We start from the raw sequence: 17,285 nt of genomic DNA, 5'->3' as shown, positions 1-17,285 counted from the left end.
CAGGAGCGCAACCGCGTGGACTCGGCGAGACCGGCGCCGGGCAACAGCGGCCGGCGCCGGTCTCGCACAACCGTCTCGATGCGGGCTAACCCCGGCTCGCCCCCGCGAAGTGCCGCTGCAGGAACGAAACCGCCTCGCCGACACCGAACGTCTGCTCCCCGCCGTGCGTCTGGCCCGCGTGCTCGACCATCACGACGTCGGCACCGCGAGCGCGGTACTGCCGGAACAGCTCCTGCGCCGCCGCGAGGGGGAGGAGCTCGTCCGCGGTCCCGTGGTACAGCAACGTGGGGGCCGTCGGGGTGCCGCCCATCCCCACGGGGCTGAGCCCGTGCGCGAAGTCGCGGAAGGCGCCGGACGTGAGAGAGCCCGGCCACGCCTCGAAGTCCTCCACCTCCGCGAAGTGCGGGCCGGCGACGATCGCCGCGCCGGCGCACCCGTGCGCGACCTCGTCCGCGGCGGCACGCGCGGACTCGTTGGCGTACCGGTACACGTCGAACCGCGGCTCGGCGTTGCGCAGGGCGGCGAGCCCGAAGGGAATCCAGCCGGAGAACACCTGACCGCTGACGGCGCCGAAGGCCGCGTTCACGTCGGCGGGCACGCCACCCTCGACGATGGCGCTGATCTTCAACTCCGGTGCGTACCGGGACTGCTTCTGCGCGGCCGCGGCGGTGGCGAGCCCGCCGCCGGAGTAGCCCCACATCCCGACGGGCGCGTCGCGGTCCACGCGGGCGGGCGGGAACGACCGCGCGGCGCGGATGCCGTCGAGCACGCCGTGGGCCGCGGCCGAGGTGCCGAGGAACTGCGACTCCGGGCCCTCGTAGTCGGGCACCACGACCGTCCAGCCGCGCCGGACGGCGTCCGCGACCTGGCCGCGGTCGAACCGGGCCTGGTTCTCGGAGACCTGGTCGAACGTCACCGATCCCGCGCGCAGCAGGTACGACGGCGCGCACGTGGTGTCGAGGCCGTCCTCGGGCGTCTGGTACGACAGCAGAGGGCGTTCGCCGGGGCCCGTCCAGCGCGCCGTCGGCACCAGGAGCGTGGCGACCGTGGCGGTGGCCTTCCCGGCGTTGTCGCGGGTCTTGTACAGCAGCTGCCAGACCTGTGCGGGTGCCGGGACGGCCAGCGCCTTCGCGGGCAGCGGGCGGAAGCGCAGGACCGTGCCGTCGCGCTTGATGTCCAGGCGAGGCGGCACGTCGTAGAACGGGTCGTCGTCCGGGCGCGTGATCTGCGTCGTGACCGGTTCCGCGACGGCAGCGGTCACCGCCGTGGTGGTGGCCATCGCCACCACCAGTACCGCGCTGAACGTTCTCCGCAGAGTGGTGAGCACTGGAACTCCTTCGCAACTCGGGAAATCAGAGGTAGGTGACGCCGGTCAGGTCCTGGGCCGCCGCCCACAGCCGGGTCCCGACGGCGGGGTTCGCGGCTTCCGCGCTGGGGCGGACCTCGGCGACGTCGCCACGTTTCTCGCCCCTGCCGGACGGGCCGAAGAACTGTCCACTCCGGACGCCGGGCGCGGTGGCCGCGTAGAGCTGGGGGAGGACCCCGCGCTCGACCGGTTGCGTCTGCAGCAGGTAGGTCCTGGCGATGACGCGGCCGAGTAGGCCGCGGTCCTCCCACGCCCGCGGGGTCAGGTTGGTGCTGGTGAGCCCCGGATGGGCGAGTGCACTGATGACGGACGACCTCCGGGCGCGCAGGCGGCGGTCCAGTTCCAGGCCGAAGACGGTGTTGCCGAGCTTCGACCGGCCGTAGGCGCGGCTGGCGTCGAAGTCCCGTTCGGACATCAGGTCGCCGAAGTCGAGAACGGCGTTCTGGTGCGACAGGGAGCTCAGGCTGACCACCCTGGCGGCCTCCGCCCGCTCCAGCGCGTCGAGCACCAGGCCGGTGAGGGCGAAGTGACCCAGCACGTTCGTGCCGAAGTGGAGCTCGAACCCGTCGGCGGTCGTGCGGCGCTGTCCCAGCAGGACGACGCCGGCGTTGTTGACGAGGAGGTCGACGACGGGGTGGTCGGCCACCAGTTCGCCCGCGAACGCCTTCACCGAATCGAGTGAAGCCAGATCGAGCCGGCGCACCTCGAGTTCGGCGCGGGGCGCCGATTTCCGGATCTCCGCGGCGGCTCGCGCACCCGCGTCCAGATCGCGCACGGCGAGCACGACCCGTGCGCCGTGCCGGGCCAGTTCGGTGGTGGTGCTCAGTCCCAGACCCGAGTTCGCGCCGGTCACGACGGCGACGCGGCCGTCCTGGCCGGGGATCCGGCCGGCGTTCCAGTCCTCCACGGCGGTGCTCCTCAAGCGTGTCGTCCACTTTCGACGACGAATCTAGGAACGCTCCGCCGGACCTCGGTCGTACTCCTTTCCCTGGGAATCCCAGTCCTACCTTCGCCCCGAGAGGCGCTGGCAGACTGCGGACATGGCCAGCAACCGCCTGCACGCCCGCGAACTCGGCATCTTCCTGCGAGCCCGCCGCAACAGGCTGCGCCCGCAGGACGTCGGCCTGGAGCCCGGCGGCAGGCGCAAGGTGGCCGGGCTGCGCCGCGAGGAACTGGCCCTGCTCGCCGGCCTGAGCACCGACTACTACCAGCGCATGGAGCAGGGCAGGGAGGTGCGGCCCTCCGACGACCTGCTGGACGCCCTCGCCACCGCCCTGAAGCTCGACGAGGAGGAACGCCGCCACCTGTTCGCCCTCGCCGACGCCGTGCGCCGGGGCGCGCCGGAGGTCCGCGGCGACGAGGAGGTAGTCCCGGACGCCACCCGCCACCTGCTGCACTCCCTCAGCACGCCCGCGTACGTCCTGGGCAGGCACCTGGACGTGCTGGCGTGGAACGACATGGCGGAGGCGTTGCTCGGCGACCCCTCGGACGCCCAGCCCCCGCAACGCAACATGCTCATGGCGCTGTTCCTCGACCCCGAGGTGCGTTTCCGGTGCGCCCACTGGGAAAGCACCGCCGTGGAGTACCTCGGCATGCTGCGGGCGACGGTCGCCGCCGACCCGTCACACCCGCGCGGCACGGCGATCGTCGGCGAGCTCAGCATCCGCAGCACGGATTTCCGCCGGCTCTGGGACCGCTACGACGTGCGCGCGCCCGTGCAGGGCACGAAGACGTTCCGCCACCGGGAGATCGGCGAGATCACCCTGGACTGGGCCACGTACCCGCTGCCGGGCGGCCCGGGGCCGGTGCTCATGGTGTACACGGCCGAGCCCGGCACCGCGGAGGCGGAGAAGCTCGCACTCCTCGGCGTGCTGCACCAGAACCGCCGCTCGAGGAGTTGACGCGGAGCAGCGCGCACCGCCACCTAGACCGGCTGAGCCGCGCCCTGCTCCAGCGAAGCCGGGCACGACGTCGTGTCCGGGTGCGTGGCGAGGTCGATGAGCAGGTCCAGCCGGCGGGCCGCGGCCTGCAGGCCGACGAGCTTCGCCTCGATGGCGGCGCGTTCGCCGACGAGGCGTTGCAGCAGTTCGGGATCGATGCGGCGGGCGTCGATGGCCGGCAGCAGCGTGACGATGAGGCGGCTGCTGAGCCCGGCCGTGAAGAGCTCCTGGATGAGCCGCACGCGGTCGACGGCCGACTCCGGGTAGACGCGCTGGCCGCTGACGGTGCGGCCGGACTCCAGCAGACCCTGCTCCTCGTAGTAGCGCAGGGCACGCGTGCTGACGTCGGCCCGCCCGGCCAGTTCGCCGATCCGCATCGTGGTCCTCGTCTCTCCGGCTTGCCCTTGACGTCAACGTCAAGTTTTAGCGTAGGCCACGCCGGACGGAGACCTGCTCCTTCCGCACGACGAAGGGAACGGGCATGGACATCGCTGGATCGATCGCGCTGGTCACGGGCGCCAACCGGGGCATCGGCAGGGCCTTCACCGACGAGCTGCTGGCCCGCGGCGCGGCCAAGGTCTACGCCGCGGCCCGCCGTCCGGAACTCGTCGAGGTGACCGACCCGCGCATCACGCCGCTGCACCTGGACCTCCTCGACGAGGAGTCGATCGCGGCGGCCGCCGCGGCGGCACCGGACGTGACGCTGCTGGTGAACAACGCGGGCATCGCGACCGGCGCCGACCTCCTGACCGCCGACCTCGACGACGTCAGGCGGGACCTGGAGACCCACCTCTTCGGCACGTTGCGCGTCATCCGCGCCTTCGCCCCGTCCCTGACCGGGGGAGCGGTCGTGAACCTGCTGTCGGTGCTGTCCTGGGCCGCCACGCCCCAGGGCTCGGGCTCCTACTCGGTAGCCAAGGCCGCCGAGTGGAACATGACCAACGGCGTGCGCGTGGAACTCGCCGACCGGAAGGTCCTCGTGCAGGGCGTGCACCTGGGCGCGGCCGACACCGACATGATGGCCGGCAGCGACGTGCCCAAGATCGCCCCGGCCGAGGTGGCGCGGGCGAGCCTCGACGGCGTGCGGGACGGTCTGGTCGAGGTGCTCGTCGACGACGCCAGCCGCTTCGTCAAGGCCGCGCTCGGCGGTGACCCGGCCGTGCTCTACGGCTGACCCGCCCGAAACACATGTCGTCCCCCGCGGCCTGGACGCGCGACATCGGTCTGCTGTGCCCGGCGTGCCCCGTCACGAGACTGGAATGAGCGGCCTGACGGAGGGAGACGCGCATGAAGACCGACGCGGTCGTGATCGGGGCCGGCGTGATCGGGTCGTCGATCGCGCTCGAACTGGCACGGGCGGGGCACCGGGTGGTCGTCCTGGACCGGGCGCCGGGGGCGGGGCAGGGGTCGACGTCGGCGTCGAGCGCGGTCGTCCGGTTCAACTTCTCGACCCATGCCGGTGTCGCCACGGCCTGGGAGTCGTACTGGTGCTGGCTCGACTGGGCCGGTCACCTCGGGCACGAAGTGGGGGACCTGGCGGCGTTCCGCCGGACCGGCCTGGTGATGCTGGACGTCGACGCCGCCCCGCGGAAGGCCTGGCTGCCCTTGTTCGACGAGATCGGCGTCCCCTACGCGGAGTGGGACAGCGCGATGCTGGCCGAAGGGGTGCCCGGGATCGACGTGGGCCGTCACTGGCCGCCGAAGCGGCTCGACGACGAGGCGTTCTGGGCGGACTCGGAGCAGTCGCTCGGGGGCGTGTTCACACCGGACGCGGGTTACGTCTCCGATCCCGCGCTCGCGGCGGTCAACCTCGCGGCCGCGGCCGCCGCGCACGGCGCGGAGTTCCGGTTCCGCAGCACGGTCGTGGCCGTCGACGAGTCCGGCGGGCGGGTGACCGGGGTGCGGCTGGCGGACGGCGGCCGGCTCGGCTGCGCGGTGCTCGTGAACGCGGCCGGTCCGTGGTCGGGTGCGTTGAACCGGCTGGCGGGCGTGGGGTCCGACTTCGCGGTCGGCGTGCGTCCGATGCGGCAGGAGGTCGCGCACGTGCAGGTGCCGCAGGGATATGACGGACCGGCCGTCGCCGACATGGACCTCGGCACGTACTTCCGCGGTGAGGTCGGCGGCGGGCTGCTCGTCGGCGGCACCGAGCCGGAGTGCGACCCCCTGCAGTGGGCGGACGACCCGGACGAGGCCGGCGTCCACCCGACGGCCGCCGTGTTCGAGGCGCAGGTGACGCGGGCCGCCCGGCGGCTGCCGCACCTCCCGGTGCCGAACCGGCCGCGGGGCGTGGTGGGCGTCTACGACGTCGCCGACGACTGGACGCCGATCTACGACCGCACCGGTCTCGACGGCTTCTACGTCGCGATCGGCACGAGCGGCAACCAGTTCAAGAACGCCCCGGTCGTCGGGCAGTTGATGGCCGAGCTGATCGGCCGGGTCGAGAACGGCGCCGACCACGACGCGGAACCCGTGCGGTTCCTCGCGCCGCGCACGGGGCTGGAGATCGACCTCGGCGCGTTCTCCCGGCGCCGCAGCACGAACGCCGCGAGCACGGGAACGGTGATGGGCTGACGGAGGCTCACCGGGCCGGCATGAACCGGCCGAACCAGTCGAGCACGCGCGTGCACTGGTCGATCACGGCGGGGAACGCGCGGATCCCGTGCCCCTCAGCCGGGTACACGACGAGCGCCGACTCGACGCCGTGGTCGAGCAGCGCGCGGTGGAACTGCCGGGCGCCGGACGGGCTGCCGTCGATCGGTCCGTCCTTGATGGACGGTGTGCACGTCGCCGGCGGCCACGGCATGTGAGGCCTCATCCTCGGGCCGGTCACCGGCGCACTGCTGACGCGGCAGGTGATGACCGGAGCCCTCCTGCCCGAGCTCCGGCCCTTCGACCCGCTGCGCTCGCCGTGGAGCTGAGCCGTACCGGTGCGAGGGTGGGGCCGTCCGCCTGGCGTGAGGGGCCGAGCTGCCGCGACCCCGGTGGCGCTGGAGGTCCTCGACGCTCATACAGGGGACGCGGTGGATCAGGAACGCGAGCTTAATCTCGGAAAGTCTTGCGCACAAAGGGTTCTGAGTCGTGTGCTCGCTAATCTGAACAGTGCCGTCATTGTCAGGGTCAAGCGTTGGGGTGAGGGGCACATGCGCATCGACGCCCTCGAAGGGCTGATCGCGTCCACGGCCTGATACGCGCACTTGGCGAAGTCGTCGATCCACGCGCTGTGGGCGGCCGCGGTCAGCAGGCGGCGCTCCCCGCTCCACTGGTTCTCGGAGATCTTGGACGCCCACAGCAGCACGCCCAGCACGGCGAAGGTCCTGCCCGCGGTGGGGGCGAGACAGCGGGCACGGAACACCAGGGGCAGCGGCGAGCCGGCGTCGAGCCAGTCGTCGACCACGGTCGACCGGCCGGGGCCGGGTCTGTCCTCGACCAGCACCAGCCGGGGTGTGCCCGACCGCACCGCCCGCATGATCTCGTTGAGCCGCAGTAGGGCCGTGTTCCGTGTGAGCTTCAGCAGGGAGCTACCGCGGATCACGTTCCCGTCACCACGGCTTGTTGGTGCCGCCGCTCGCCACTCCGCTGGGCGCGGCGTGGCGGCGGCGGGTCTTGGGTTGAGGACTACGAATCCTTGACGGCGAAGGGGTTGGTGTCGGTGTGGCGGTGTCCCCAGACGCTGGCTTGTCCGAAGTCGTGGGGGACCCAGTCGTCGTCGACTGTGATGCCGCCGCAGCCGATTTCGAGGTGGAAGCCGCTGGGGTTCTTGACGTAGAAGGAGATGGCTTTGTCGTTCATGTGGCGGCCGAGGCTGATGGAGACGGGGACGTTGTTGGCGTGGGCGCGGTCGTGGGCGCGGCCGACGTCGTCGATGGTGGCGTGCTCGAACTCGAGGTGGTGGATCGAGGCGGTGTCGGCGGTGCCGAGGGCGATGCTGTGGTGGGTTGTGTTGCAGCGGAAGAAGAACAGGCCGGGTGAGCGGTAGTCGGTGAGCCGGAACTCCAGCACCGTCTCGTAGAGGTGGCGCAGTTCGGTCAGGTGGGGGGTGGCCAGGACGAGGTGGCCGAGTCCGGTGATGCCGGGTCCGCCGGCGGGGCGGTCGGCGGCGACGCGGACCTTGGTCTCGCCGATGGCCAGTTCGACCCGGAACCCGGCGGGGTCGGTGAACCAGCGCAGATGCGTGGCACCCCGCAGGTCGCGTTCGTCATCGGTGCCGTCGGCGACGGTGTAGCCGGCCGCGGTGAGGCGGTGGGTGAGGCGGTCGAGTTCGGCGGGGGTGTCGACCACCCAGCCGATCTCACGCGGCGAGTCCACGCCGGAGGGATACAGCGCGACGCGGTATTTGAACTCGTCCATCTCAGCGAGCGCGATCGTCTCCGTACCCGATTTGGCGTCGGTCACCCCGACACCGAGCGTGCGCCACAGCAGATCGGTCCACGCGTCGACATCGGTGACGTTCAGGCCGACATAGCCCAGCTTCCTGATACCCACCAGGTCACCCCTTCGCCGCGGCGGCCACGCCACCCTCGAGGAACTCGCGCACGATGTGGTTGAACTCGGGCGCGCGCTCGTACTGGACCCAGTGGCGGCAGTTCGGGAGGACGCGCAGCTCCGCGTTCGGGATGCCGTGCAGGATCCTGGGCGCCCACGCCAGCGGAACGGTCTGGTCATCGCGTCCCCACACCAGCAGCGTCGGCGCGCTGATGAGGCGGAGGTCCGGCGTCAGGTCGCCGAAGTTCGGCGGGATCGGCAGCTCGGGGTGGGCCCGCAGGCTCGACTCGTACCGCTCGTCGATGAGCTCCTCGGTCGCCAGCGTCTCGTCGTAGACCATGAGGCGGACGAACTTCGCCATTTCCTCACGGGACGGGTTCTTCGCGGCCATGTACCCGAAGAGGTGCTCCAGCCCGACGGGCCACGGCGGGGCGTCGGTCGGCAGCACCCCGCCCGGCGCCATGAGGACGACCCGCTCCACGAGCTCGGGGTAGCGCATGGCGATCCGCATCGCGACGGCGCCACCGTAGGAGTTGCCGACCAGGTGGGTCCGCTCGATCCCGAAGCCCTCCAGCGCGCGGACGACCCGGTCCGCCGCGTGGAAGATCAGCGGCTCGTCGGTCTCCGGCCGCTTGGAACCGCCCCAGCCGGGCAGGTCGACCACGATGTTGCGGAAGTCCCCGAACGCGGGCAGGTTCCCGCCGAAGTTGCTCATCCCGGTGGCGCCCGGCCCGGAGCCGTGCAACCACACGACCGGATGACCCGTACCGGTGTCGGTGTAGGCCAGCTCCGCGTCTCCGACATCCACTGTGCTCGTCATGGTGCGGTTCCCATCGTGTGTATGTAACGCTCACTCTACATCGGTGGGAAGATCGTATCCAGAGTCCGGCGGAAGTCGTGCCTGGGCAGCGTTCCATTCGTGCCCAGGCCCGCCGCCGGCCGGTGGTGCCGACACTCCGGTCGCCCGTTGACAGACCTCCGGCAAGGTCCACTTAATATGGCCTCATGGTGAGGGAATCCGGCTCCGCGCCGACTGCCGCCGGTTTGAGCAGTCGCGACGACATTCTGAACGCGGCTCGTGCTCTCATCGGCGAAAAGGGCTACGACGGCATGGCCGTCTCGGACCTGTGCGCGAAGTCGGGACTTCCGGCGAGTTCGATCTACTACCACTTCGGCAACAAGCTCGGTGTGCTCGCGGCACTCCTGGAGCGCACGTTCGAGGAACTGCACGCGCTGTTCCCGAGCCCGTCGGCTTTCGACCACCTGGCCCCGATCGAGCGGCTGGAGACGTGGTTCACCGCGGCGTGCAAGTCCCTCGACGAACGGCCGGACTACCTCCGCCTGCTCGTCGCCGTCGCCGTCGGCCCGCAGAAGGACGCCGAGGCGGTCCGGGCGACCGTGCGCCGCATCCGGGACAACGCCCACGGGTCCTGGGTGGACGCGCTCACGCCGATCTTCGCGCCGGACGGTGCGGAGGAGGACAAAGCCCTGGTGGAGGAGCTGGCGGTGCTCGGGCGGGCGCTGACCGACGGCCTCGCCGTGTCGAACAGCTTCGACGGCGTCTCCTACAGCTCGGAGGTCGGCGCGTTCCTCTCGCTGGTCCGCAGCCTCGCGAAGGCGCGCGGCGTCGCGGGGGCCTGACGTCCCGCCGGTCACGACGAGAACGGCCCGTCCCGGACATGTGTCCGGGACGGGCCGTTCCGGTTCTGCGGGCGTTCCGGCTCGCGGACCGGGAGATTGGCGGCGAAGCGGGGACGAATTAGCGTCGTGGGACGTTTTCACCAGAGATCCGGGAGGCCACGATGAACGTCCGGGAACAGGTGCGGCCCGACGAAACCCCGACCGACGAATTCCCCACGCTGTGCAGCGCCCCATTGCGGGCCGAGTGGTTCGACGACGCGGAAATGGTCGGATCGGTCATCGTCAGGGGCACGGACTGACGCCTTGAGCGGACCCTCCGGTCAGGAGAGGTCCTGCCACCACCACGCAATGCTCGGCGGTACCGGCCGGCCGTCGTGCCCAGCGGGGTGCTTCGCCCAGTCGACGTCGACGGGAGCGGACCCGGTCTCCGGAAGGGGACCGTCACCGAGGTACCGGGGATCGTGAGCCCCCACTCCGCGTTCCCGCGGATCGCCCACCGCAGGCCCTGCGGGTAGCGGCGCAACGCCGCACTGCCACCCCGCCTCGTCTGCTCCTCCACCTGCAGGAAGCGGCAGAACACGCGGTCGCGCGACGCCGTCGCCTCCGCGATGGCCTCCTCCAGCGACAGGCCCTCGCCCATGAGCGCGGTGAAGACGTTCTGCTCGGTCTGCCCGAGACGCAGCTCCTTGACGATCGACTGCCTGTCGTTGTCCAGGGCCACCACTGCGATCACCATCTCGGTGAGCGCCCGCACCGCGGGGGAGTCCCACTCGGCCGCGGGGACCTCGTTGCGGTGCGCGAACTCCAGCGCCGCGATCAGCGGTCCGACGCCCACGGCGCCGCGCCGCATCAGCAGGTACCCGTCCAGTCCGGGGGAACACGTTCCTGCTGCGGTTGCTCACCTGCCACCGCACCCCGAACAGGTACGCGCAGTGGGCGGCGTGCATCCGCTGCAACTGCGTGGGGGTGCCGAGCCGGTGGAACCGCGCGGAGACGTCTTCCAGCAGGCGACCGGTGCCCCGGTGTCGCTGTCGGTGGTGGAGGGAGGACTGGTGCGGTGCGTCGAGAAGGTGCACGGCATGCGGCAGGGCGTTCTCGCGCAGGCGTTCCCGACGACGTGCCGGCGCGCCGCAGCGCGGCGGGCAGCGTGCTGCCGGCGCTCGGCGCCTCCAGGCGTGAGGCGGGCATCGGTGACCTGGCCCGCCTCCACCTCGACCGCGTCAAAACCGAGGCGTGGCCGTGGAGTCCGTGGCGGGCACCCTCGGCTCCAGCACCGTCGTGGTGCCGATCCGCGACGACGCGCCTGCGTTCGGCGGCCCACACCTGCAGCGTCATCCTCACCGCACACTGCAGGCGCACCGCGACGGCGGTGCCCGCGGCGTGACCTGAGACGGTGCTCACGGCGGTTGAGCACCCGGCCGGCAGGGCGCCTCAGCGCGGGAGTGAACCCTGTAGACTGACCGTTCTATCTGCTACCATTGCTCCAATGGTGCACAACGTTCGAGGTCAGGTCTCCGAAGCGCGGTCGCGCCTGCTCTCCACGGCGACCCGGATCTTCTACTCGGAGGGCCTCCACTCCGTCGGGATCGACAGGATCGTCGCCGAGGCCAAGGTGACCCGCGCGACCCTGTACCGGCACTTCGCCAGCAAGGACGACCTGGTCGTCGCCTACCTCCAGACCGTCGCCCAGATGGACCGCGACCAGGTCGAGCAGGCCCTCGGGAGCGGCCTGCCCGCCGACCAGGCGCTGCGGGCCGTCGCCCAGGGCATCGCCGCGGGCATCGAGTCCGCCGGCTTCCGGGGCTGCGCCTTCCTCAACGCCGCGGCGGAGTTCCCCGACCCCGCGCACCCCGTGCTGAACGCCGTCCTCGAGCACCGCGCGTGGTTCCTGCAGACCATCACCGACCTGTTCGCGCAGATCGAGGAGAAGTCGGCCGCGGCCGCCGCCCGGCACTTCGTGATGCTGCGCGACGGGGCCATGGCGGCGGGGTGCCTGACGGACCCGGCGGCGGTGGGGGCGACGTTCCTCGCCGGTGTCGAAGGGCTGCTGACCTACCGGTCGGGCGCCGCGTCTTAGGGGCTGCCGGCGGGCGGTCGGCGGGGACGAGTGGCTGTCTCGCCGTGTTGCGAAGGGCTGCGGTGAGCGGCCCTTTCACCGCCCCGCGAAGGCCGGCTACGCGAAGGGCGGCGACGCGAAAGGCAACGGAGTCGAGCGGTTCGTTCACCGCCCTCCCTCACCGCGACGCGAAGGGCGGCGGGAAGCGGCTCTCTCACCGCCCTCTCTCACCTCACCGCGCCGCGAACGGCCCACCCTCCCCGAACGCGTACCGAGCGAACCGCTCCCCGATCAACCCGTGCGTGGCCGTGTCCGGGTGCAGCGCGTCGGGCAGCGGGTGCGTGACGGCGTCCTGCTCGCCGTAAAGCTGCAAGCCGTCGAGGTGGTGCAGGTTCGGGTCGTCCGCCCGCCGTTCGGCCAGTGACCGCAACGCGTCGCGGATGACCCGCAGGGTCAGCTGGGGCGCCGGGCCGTGCGGGCCCGAGGCCGCGAACGTGACGGTGCCGGCGGCGTCGGTGTGCATCTCGCCGGGGCCCGGGGTGTCCTCGTGGGTGCCGCAGAAGATGGGCGACACCAGCACCAGCGGCGTGTCCGGGTGGCCGTCGCGGATCGTGTCGAGGAAACCGTGCACGGCGGGCACGAAGGCGCGCAGGCGCATCGCGTCCAGGTTCACCACGTTGATGCCGAGCTTCACGCTGATCAGGTCCGCCGGCCGGTCGCGGATCACGCGGGCCACGAACTGGTCGGCCAGGGCGCTGCCGCCGAAGCCGAGGTTGTGCAGCTCGACGTCGCCCAGGCGGGCCGCTACCGCGGGCCAGATCCTGGTCGGCGAGGTCGCGTTCGAGCCGTGGCTGATCGAACTGCCGTGGTGCACCCAGATCCGCTTCTCCGCCGGGACGGGGTGCACCGGCGCGTCCGTGCGCAGCGCGACGATCTCCACGCCTTCGTTGTGGGGCAACCAGATCTCGACGAGCTTGTCGCCGCCGGGGAGGCCGTCGAACCGGACGGTGGTCGACTGCCCCGCGTGGAACTCCGAGGTGCCGGTGGCGAGGTCGATCTCCACGTGGTCGCCGCCGTCGAGCCGGGTGCCGGCGACCAGCGTGCCGTCCACGACGAGGTCGACGCTGCCGCGCGGGCGCGAGGTGCCCCGGTACGAGACGCGGGTCGGGTGGAGGTCCAGCTCGACGGTGCGCGCCTCGGTCGTCATCACCACGCGCACGCCCGACGGCTGGCTTTCCGCTGCCATGAGCTGGGGGTCGGGGAACAGGGTGCGCACCCGGCCCGGCAGGCGGTGCGGCCGCAGGCCGCGGCCGGTGTCCTCCAGTTCGGCGGCGCCGCGCACGAGCGCGTCGGTCAAGGGGGTGGTGATCATGAGCTGTCCGTTCCTGAGTGCGCGGGCCAGGCCCGCAGCAGTGCGTCAAGAGCGACCACGGTCCTGTCCCACGACACGTCGGGCGCCGGGGAGCTGTGGTCGAAGTTGCCGGTGCGCTCGAGGCCCAGGAACCCGTTGATCGTGCTGCCCAGCAACCGCACGGCGTGCACGTGCTCGTCCTGCGGCACCGGGTAGCCCCTGAGCACCGCGCCCGCCTGCGTGGACATGTTCCGCGCGGCGTCCGAGCGCACGACGGCCTCGCCCGCGCGGCGCTGCAACGACTGCCACCGTCCTGGCGACTCCTGCGCGTACGCCCGGTACACCGCCGCGTACGCGCGCAACGCGTCGAGGCCCGAACGTCCGGCGATCGCCGCCGCGACGAGATCGGCGAGCTCGCCGAGTGCGAGCGCGGTCATGCCGTCCCGCAACGCTTTCAGGTCGCGGACGTGCGAGTAGAGGCTGGGGGCCTGCACGCCGAGACGCCGCGCGACGGCGGACAGGGTCACCTTCTCGAACCCCGCCTCGTCCGCGAGGGCCGCGGCGTCGGCGATCACAATGGCGGCGCTTAATGGAGGGCGCATGAACCCACCCTACAGCATGTAGGCGAAAACCTACTGTCCATAGGGGACGGCGCGACTCACTTGAGGTTCGCGACGGCCTCGCGGACCAGTCGCCAGAACTTCGGCACATCCAAGGTGATCGCGATGTCGGCGTTCGGCTCCTTGCCGAGCATGTCGTGCAGGTCGACCGCCGTGGCGCCGGACGTGAACTCGCCCTTCGTCTCGACGTCGACGTGGCTGCGCCGCACCGTCGCGACGGTCCGGTCGATGGCGATCGCCACCGTGATCGGGTCGTGCAACGGCCCCTCGGGCATGTTCTGGACCGCCTCGTAGGTGCTGCAGAAGAAGCGGAGCAGCTCCACCCCGAACGCGCTGGTCTCGTTGCCGATCGCGCCGATCGACTCGATCACCTGCTCGGTGATCAGGGCCTGGTGCGAGATGTTGAGGCCGACCATCGTGAGCGGCAGCGCGGACTTGAACACCAGGTCGGCGGCCTCGGGGTCCACCCAGGCGTTGAACTCGGGGTAGGCGCCGACGTTGCCGCGCCCCGTCGAGCCGCCCATCCAGATGATCTCCTTGATCCGGCCGCGAAGGTCGGGCCGCTGCTCGAGCAGCATCGCGATGTTGGTGAGCGGCCCGGTCGGGATCAGCGTGACGGGCTCCGGCGACGCCTCCAGCAGGTCCGAGATCAGCTCGATCGCCCCGCGCTCGTCCAGCGGCACCGCCGGCTCGGGCAGTTCGGGACCGCCGAGCGCGTTGTCGCCGTGGATCCAGGTCGCCGGCGTGAGCTCGCGCCGCAACGGCTTGTCGGCCCCCGCGGCCACCGGCACACCCTCGACACCGGCGACGGTCAGCGCGACCCGCGCGTTGAACGTCGTGTGCTCCAGGCGGCCGTTTCCCCCGACCGTCGTGACGCCGAGCAGCGTGATCGCCGGGGTGCCCGCGGCCAGCCAGAGGGCGAAGACGTCGTCGTGTCCGGGGTCGCAGTCGAGGATGACGGGAGTCGGCATGGCGCTCCACGGTAGACGAGGGGAATCGTTTCCACCGGGGTCGTCTCACCCAAGCGCGCCTCAGGTGTCCGCAGCCCGCCCCGCCGCAGCCGACCGGAACCGCCCCGGCGACACCCCGTACTCCCGCCGGAACGCCGCCGACAGCGCGAACTCCGTCGAGTACCCCACCTGCGGCGCGATGCGCGCCAGCGAGGCGTCGGTCTCCCGCAGCAGCTGGGCGGCGCGGCTGAGCCGCCACCCGGTGAGGTAGGTCATCGGGGCCTCGCCGACCTCGGCGGTGAAGAGTCGCGAGAACGCCGCCCTGGGCATGCCGGCGGCCTCGCTGAGGCGGCCCACGGTCCACGGGTGGTGCGGGTTCTCGTGGATCTCGCGCAGTGCCGCGGCGACGCCGGGGTGGGCGACCTCCGGCCAGGTCTCGGTGGTGTTCTGCTCGTGCCACTGGCGCAGGACGTGCACGAGGACCAGGTCCAGCAACGCGCGCAGGGTGGCGGCCGAGCCCGGTTGCGGCTTGGTGACGTGCGCGGCGAGCAGGGAGATGACCGCGCGGGTCTCCGGGTGGCGTTCCTCGTCCGGGGACACGGCGATGAGGCCGGGCAGCGTGCGGAGGTAGCGGGGTGTGCGGGCGTGGTCGAGCCGGTAGTTGCCGCACAGGAACTCGAACGACGCCGGGCCGGGGTTCGGCGGGAGGTCGCCCATCTCGATGAGCGGCAGGTCCGCCAGGTCGCACGGCGTCTCGCTGAGGCCGTGCGCGCCGCCGGCCGTCGTGAGCACGATGTCACCGGGGCGCAGGAACACGGGATCGCCGTCGCCGACCAGCCAGCAGACGCCGTGCAGCACGATGTGGAACCCGCTGCCGGCGAACGCGGGGAACCGGACGCCCGGGGCGTCCTGCCTGATCAGGCGCGCTTGCGCGGCTCCGACCCGGACTGTGCGGATCACCTCGCTGATCAGGTCCACACCGGCGATCGTAGTGAAGCGCGTATGAACCGGTGGCGTTCGCGCATGGCACGGGCCGCGGGCACGGTGCTTGAGTCGATCAGGTGATCAATGAGGTCCTGCGCGCGCATGCCGCAGAAGTCGAGAAGAACGAGCGGCCCGCCCCGAAAGGGCTGGCCGCGTTGCGGGAGAACGGCGTGTTCGCGTTGCGCACGCCGCAGGCGCACGGTGGTGCGTGGGCCGGTGTGGAAACGATCGCGCGCCGGTTGGCGGAACTCGGGCGTGCCTGTCCGTCCAGCGCGTGGGTGGCCGGCACCTGCGTGACGAGCAAGACGCTCGCCGGCGGTGTCTTCGACCGGTCCGAGAAGCCCGAGTTCTTCGCCGACCCGGACGCGCTCTTCTGCGGGTCGGGAGTGCCCGGCGCCCGCGGTGAGCGGGTGCCGGAGGGCGTGCGCGTCACCGGGCGCTGGCCGAACGTCTCCGGCTGCGAGGACGCGGAGTGGGCCGGGCTCGCGGTGATGGTCGACGGCGCGTTCTCCTTCGCGCTGGTGCCCACGGCCGAACTCGTCGTCGAACGGACCTGGACCGCGGCCGGCATGCGCGGCACCGGCAGCCACACCCTCGTCGCCGACGACGTCCTGGTACCGGCCGAGCGGATCGCCGGGGCGACGCCGTTCACCCCGAACGACATGATGTTGTTCGCCAGCACGGTCCTCGGCCCGGTCGTGGGCGCCGCCAGGGGAGCGCTCGACGTCGTCACCGCCATGTTCGCCTCGGACCGCAAGCCGTTCATGACCGCGTACACGCGCATGGGGGAGTCGGCGGGAGCCCGGCACTGGCTGGCCGAGGCCGGCTACCTCGTCGACCGCGCCGAGCACGCCATGCTCGCGGTGGCCCGCGAGGCGGACTCCGCCGAACTGTCCCCTGCGGACGTGCCCCGCCTGCGCAAGGTCCTCGCGGAGGCGGGGCAGGACTGCCGCACGGCCGTGGAGCGGATGCTCGACCTGCACGGCGCGAGCGGGTTCGACCGGGCGAACCCGCTGCAGCGCTTCTGGCGGGACGTCGCCGTGGGCAGCCGGCACCCGCACCTCAACCCCTACCTGGCGGTCGAGAACCTCGGCACGGCACTGGCGGGGTAGCCCGGCCGCACGCCGGCGGCCAGCTCCGCGGTGAGCCGGGTGAGCGCGTCCCGGTCTCCGTCCAGAAGCGTTGCCACCAAGGCGGATCCGACGATGACACCGTCGGCGAACGCGGCGACGTCCGCTGCCTGCCGGGCGTTCGCGACGCCCATGCCGACGCAGACCGGCAGGTCGGTGAGCGTGCGCAGCCGGCGGGTCAGCACCGCGGCGGCCTCGTCCACCGACTCGCGTGCGCCGGTGACGCCCATCAGCGCGGACGCGTAGACGAAGCCGGTCCCGGCCGCCACCGTCTCCGCGAGGTGCTCGTCCGTGCTGCTGGGCGCTACCACGAACACGGTGGCCAGGTCGTGCTCCGCGGCCTGCCGCCGCCACTGCGCGGACTCCGCCACCGGGAGGTCCGGCAGCACGCAGCCCGCGCCGCCCGCGGCGGCGAGTTCCCGCGCGAACCGCTCGACGCCGTAGCGGGACACGGGGTTCCAGTACGACATCACCAGCACCGGTGTGCCCGTGGCGGCGTGCACCTCCCGCACCGTGCGCAGCACGTCCGCGATCCGCACCCCGCCGCGCAACGCGATGTCGTCCGCCGTCTGGATGACCGGGCCGTCCAGCACCGGGTCGCTGTGCGGCAGGCCCACCTCGACGACGTCCGCGCCGGCGTCGACGGTGGCGAGGATCGCGTCGATTCCGCCGTCCACCGAGGGAAAACCGGCCGGCAGGTAGGTGACGAGCGCGGCGCGGCCCTCCTGCCGTGCCCGCGCGAGCGTGTCCGTGAGGAGCTTCAGG

20 protein-coding genes are annotated in these 17,285 nt (G+C 72.0%); 7 read left to right on the top strand and 13 right to left on the bottom strand.

The window, feature by feature from the left end; genetic code table 11:
- Positions 1 to 85: 85 nt before the first annotated feature.
- Positions 86 to 1,327: a lipase family protein gene (locus BMY74_RS15400; protein ID WP_089916216.1), complete on the bottom strand. Its 1,242-nt coding sequence runs from the start codon at positions 1,325 to 1,327 to the stop codon at positions 86 to 88.
- A 25-nt stretch (positions 1,328 to 1,352) separates the two neighbouring features.
- Positions 1,353 to 2,273 carry an oxidoreductase gene (locus tag BMY74_RS15395; RefSeq protein WP_089916214.1) on the bottom strand — a complete coding sequence of 307 codons (921 nt, stop codon included), beginning with the start codon at positions 2,271 to 2,273 and terminating at the stop codon, positions 1,353 to 1,355.
- 133 nt (positions 2,274 to 2,406) lie between these two features.
- On the opposite strand from BMY74_RS15395, the gene BMY74_RS15390 reads away from it, so the two are divergent.
- Positions 2,407 to 3,267 (top strand): helix-turn-helix transcriptional regulator, encoded by an 861-nt coding sequence (locus BMY74_RS15390; protein ID WP_089916212.1) that lies wholly within the window; start codon positions 2,407 to 2,409, stop codon positions 3,265 to 3,267.
- A 23-nt stretch (positions 3,268 to 3,290) separates the two neighbouring features.
- Here BMY74_RS15390 and BMY74_RS15385 read toward each other — a convergent pair whose 3' ends face one another.
- Positions 3,291 to 3,683: a MerR family transcriptional regulator gene (locus BMY74_RS15385; protein ID WP_089916209.1), complete on the bottom strand. Its 393-nt coding sequence runs from the start codon at positions 3,681 to 3,683 to the stop codon at positions 3,291 to 3,293.
- Between the two features lie 104 nt (positions 3,684 to 3,787).
- Between BMY74_RS15385 and BMY74_RS15380 the strand changes: the two genes are divergently transcribed.
- Together BMY74_RS15380 and BMY74_RS15375 are read left to right on the top strand one after the other, a co-directional pair.
- Positions 3,788 to 4,480 (top strand): SDR family oxidoreductase, encoded by a 693-nt coding sequence (locus BMY74_RS15380; protein ID WP_089916207.1) that lies wholly within the window; start codon positions 3,788 to 3,790, stop codon positions 4,478 to 4,480.
- Between the two features lie 113 nt (positions 4,481 to 4,593).
- Positions 4,594 to 5,877, top strand: coding sequence for an NAD(P)/FAD-dependent oxidoreductase (locus BMY74_RS15375; protein ID WP_089916204.1), 1,284 nt, complete (start codon positions 4,594 to 4,596; stop codon positions 5,875 to 5,877).
- 7 nt (positions 5,878 to 5,884) lie between these two features.
- Here BMY74_RS15375 and BMY74_RS15370 read toward each other — a convergent pair whose 3' ends face one another.
- The 4 genes from BMY74_RS15370 to BMY74_RS15355 all read right to left on the bottom strand — a co-directional run bounded on the left by BMY74_RS15370 (position 5,885) and on the right by BMY74_RS15355 (position 8,608).
- Positions 5,885 to 6,109: an alpha/beta hydrolase family protein gene (locus BMY74_RS15370; RefSeq protein WP_089916201.1), complete on the bottom strand. Its 225-nt coding sequence runs from the start codon at positions 6,107 to 6,109 to the stop codon at positions 5,885 to 5,887.
- A gap of 222 nt (positions 6,110 to 6,331) precedes the next feature.
- A complete protein-coding gene (locus tag BMY74_RS15365) occupies positions 6,332 to 6,739 on the bottom strand; it encodes a hypothetical protein (protein ID WP_177229758.1) in 408 nt (135 codons plus the stop codon).
- A 182-nt stretch (positions 6,740 to 6,921) separates the two neighbouring features.
- Positions 6,922 to 7,788: a VOC family protein gene (locus BMY74_RS15360; protein WP_089916902.1), complete on the bottom strand. Its 867-nt coding sequence runs from the start codon at positions 7,786 to 7,788 to the stop codon at positions 6,922 to 6,924.
- Positions 7,789 to 7,792: 4 nt separating this feature from the next.
- Complete coding sequence (locus tag BMY74_RS15355) at positions 7,793 to 8,608, bottom strand: alpha/beta fold hydrolase (RefSeq protein WP_089916196.1); 816 nt, start codon at positions 8,606 to 8,608, stop codon at positions 7,793 to 7,795.
- Positions 8,609 to 8,793: 185 nt separating this feature from the next.
- Here BMY74_RS15355 and BMY74_RS15350 point away from each other — a divergent pair, with 185 nt between their 5' ends.
- Positions 8,794 to 9,429 carry a TetR/AcrR family transcriptional regulator gene (locus BMY74_RS15350; RefSeq protein WP_089916194.1) on the top strand — a complete coding sequence of 212 codons (636 nt, stop codon included), beginning with the start codon at positions 8,794 to 8,796 and terminating at the stop codon, positions 9,427 to 9,429.
- A 118-nt stretch (positions 9,430 to 9,547) separates the two neighbouring features.
- Here BMY74_RS15350 and BMY74_RS15345 read toward each other — a convergent pair whose 3' ends face one another.
- Complete coding sequence (locus BMY74_RS15345) at positions 9,548 to 10,297, bottom strand: terpene synthase family protein (RefSeq protein WP_281244981.1); 750 nt, start codon at positions 10,295 to 10,297, stop codon at positions 9,548 to 9,550.
- A gap of 365 nt (positions 10,298 to 10,662) precedes the next feature.
- On the opposite strand from BMY74_RS15345, the gene BMY74_RS45060 reads away from it, so the two are divergent.
- Positions 10,663 to 10,818 carry a hypothetical protein gene (locus BMY74_RS45060; RefSeq protein ID WP_177229757.1) on the top strand — a complete coding sequence of 52 codons (156 nt, stop codon included), beginning with the start codon at positions 10,663 to 10,665 and terminating at the stop codon, positions 10,816 to 10,818.
- Between the two features lie 97 nt (positions 10,819 to 10,915).
- Positions 10,916 to 11,506, top strand: coding sequence for a TetR/AcrR family transcriptional regulator (locus BMY74_RS15340; protein ID WP_089916188.1), 591 nt, complete (start codon positions 10,916 to 10,918; stop codon positions 11,504 to 11,506).
- Positions 11,507 to 11,717: 211 nt separating this feature from the next.
- Here the strand turns inward: BMY74_RS15340 and BMY74_RS15335 are convergent, their stop codons facing one another.
- From BMY74_RS15335 to BMY74_RS15320, 4 genes are read right to left on the bottom strand one after another with little or no spacing between them, the layout of a single operon-like run.
- On the bottom strand, positions 11,718 to 12,857 hold the full coding sequence (locus BMY74_RS15335) for a GDSL-type esterase/lipase family protein (protein WP_089916185.1): 1,140 nt from the start codon (positions 12,855 to 12,857) through the stop codon (positions 11,718 to 11,720).
- Entirely contained in the window at positions 12,854 to 13,438 is a 585-nt protein-coding gene (locus tag BMY74_RS15330; protein WP_089916182.1) for a TetR/AcrR family transcriptional regulator, read from the bottom strand. The genes BMY74_RS15335 and BMY74_RS15330 overlap by 4 nt, the downstream gene beginning before the upstream one ends.
- Before the next feature lie 56 nt (positions 13,439 to 13,494).
- A complete protein-coding gene (locus BMY74_RS15325) occupies positions 13,495 to 14,427 on the bottom strand; it encodes a nucleoside hydrolase (RefSeq protein ID WP_089916180.1) in 933 nt (310 codons plus the stop codon).
- Positions 14,428 to 14,487: 60 nt separating this feature from the next.
- Entirely contained in the window at positions 14,488 to 15,384 is an 897-nt protein-coding gene (locus tag BMY74_RS15320) for an AraC family transcriptional regulator (protein ID WP_089916178.1), read from the bottom strand.
- Between the two features lie 83 nt (positions 15,385 to 15,467).
- Here BMY74_RS15320 and BMY74_RS15315 point away from each other — a divergent pair, with 83 nt between their 5' ends.
- Positions 15,468 to 16,502: an acyl-CoA dehydrogenase family protein gene (locus BMY74_RS15315; RefSeq protein ID WP_089916175.1), complete on the top strand. Its 1,035-nt coding sequence runs from the start codon at positions 15,468 to 15,470 to the stop codon at positions 16,500 to 16,502.
- Here BMY74_RS15315 and trpA read toward each other — a convergent pair.
- Positions 16,460 to 17,284 (bottom strand): tryptophan synthase subunit alpha, encoded by an 825-nt coding sequence (trpA, locus tag BMY74_RS15310; RefSeq protein ID WP_425434838.1) that lies wholly within the window; start codon positions 17,282 to 17,284, stop codon positions 16,460 to 16,462. The two genes, BMY74_RS15315 and trpA, sit on opposite strands and share 43 nt — an antisense overlap.
- Position 17,285: the final 1 nt, after the last annotated feature.

The organism is Lentzea albida (genome assembly GCF_900111005.1).
Lineage (GTDB): Bacteria > Actinomycetota > Actinomycetes > Mycobacteriales > Pseudonocardiaceae > Lentzea > Lentzea albida.
Note: the sequence above shows the minus strand (reverse complement) of the source record. Positions and strands in the feature narration are given on the sequence as shown.

Bases quoted from the DNA above. Each gene is read 5' to 3' on its own strand.
- BMY74_RS15385 (WP_089916209.1), bottom strand. From the start codon at position 3,683: ATGCGGATCGGCGAACTGGCCGGGCGGGCCGACGTCAGCACGCGTGCC.
- BMY74_RS15370 (WP_089916201.1), bottom strand. From the start codon at position 6,109: ATGCCGTGGCCGCCGGCGACGTGCACACCGTCCATCAAGGACGGACCG.
- BMY74_RS15350 (WP_089916194.1), top strand. From the start codon at position 8,794: ATGGTGAGGGAATCCGGCTCCGCGCCGACTGCCGCCGGTTTGAGCAGT.
- BMY74_RS15335 (WP_089916185.1), bottom strand. From the start codon at position 12,857: ATGATCACCACCCCCTTGACCGACGCGCTCGTGCGCGGCGCCGCCGAA.
- BMY74_RS15390 (WP_089916212.1), top strand. From the start codon at position 2,407: ATGGCCAGCAACCGCCTGCACGCCCGCGAACTCGGCATCTTCCTGCGA.
- BMY74_RS15330 (WP_089916182.1), bottom strand. From the start codon at position 13,438: ATGCGCCCTCCATTAAGCGCCGCCATTGTGATCGCCGACGCCGCGGCC.
- BMY74_RS15325 (WP_089916180.1), bottom strand. From the start codon at position 14,427: ATGCCGACTCCCGTCATCCTCGACTGCGACCCCGGACACGACGACGTC.
- BMY74_RS15375 (WP_089916204.1), top strand. From the start codon at position 4,594: ATGAAGACCGACGCGGTCGTGATCGGGGCCGGCGTGATCGGGTCGTCG.
- BMY74_RS15380 (WP_089916207.1), top strand. From the start codon at position 3,788: ATGGACATCGCTGGATCGATCGCGCTGGTCACGGGCGCCAACCGGGGC.
- BMY74_RS15340 (WP_089916188.1), top strand. From the start codon at position 10,916: ATGGTGCACAACGTTCGAGGTCAGGTCTCCGAAGCGCGGTCGCGCCTG.
- BMY74_RS15355 (WP_089916196.1), bottom strand. From the start codon at position 8,608: ATGACGAGCACAGTGGATGTCGGAGACGCGGAGCTGGCCTACACCGAC.